Source organism: Campylobacter sp. 2352 PW (assembly GCF_024723575.1).
Taxonomy (GTDB): Bacteria; Campylobacterota; Campylobacteria; order Campylobacterales; family Campylobacteraceae; genus Campylobacter_D.
Genome location: NZ_JANQCX010000043.1, coordinates 1 through 639 on the forward strand (window position 1 = coordinate 1; position 639 = coordinate 639).

General features: G+C 25.0%; 1 protein-coding gene. It reads left to right on the top strand.

The window, feature by feature from the left end:
* Positions 1-453 precede the first annotated feature (453 nt).
* Positions 454-639, top strand: a 186-nt coding sequence (locus tag CAMP5121_RS08035; protein WP_337215299.1) for a hypothetical protein, incomplete at its 3' end; no start/stop codon positions are given.

Sequence of the window (639 nt, forward strand, 5' to 3'; positions counted from 1 at the left end):
TTTAAGATATTTTTTATCTTAAATTATTTTTAAGCTCAAATTTATAAACATAGTATTAACATTCCGAATATATTAATAAATTGTTAGTAATTATCATTACTAACTCACTAAAAACAAGCAATAAACCAATCAAACACATTAACTATTTTTTGAAAGGACTTTTTCAATGAATATAAATTTATCTAAAAATCACCTCACGGGGGGGGGAACGATAATTTTCGTTTTAACTCAAACACTTTAAACTCTTTAAAAAACTATAAAAACTCTAATCTTTTAAAACTTTCTTTATTTGCTATTTTTTCCCTAAGTTCTTTAGAGGCAGCCACCCAAGCAAATTATGATAAAGTTTCTAATGCTTATGTTATTAAAGAGCACAAATTCAATAATAATGATGTATATGATTATAATCTTGATACTTATAAACTCTTAAGTGGTAAAAACTTCTATGGCCAAATGGCTACTAATAAAAACCTTTCAAATATCACTTTAATCTATGATAATCCTAAAGATAAAACTCATTCTAAAATGAATGATTTATACTTTAAACAAGACATACTCACTCCAAGTATTAAAGAAGATATTTTTGTAGTTAATGGCTTTCATAGTTCTAACTCAGCTAATACTACCCTAAATCAAATC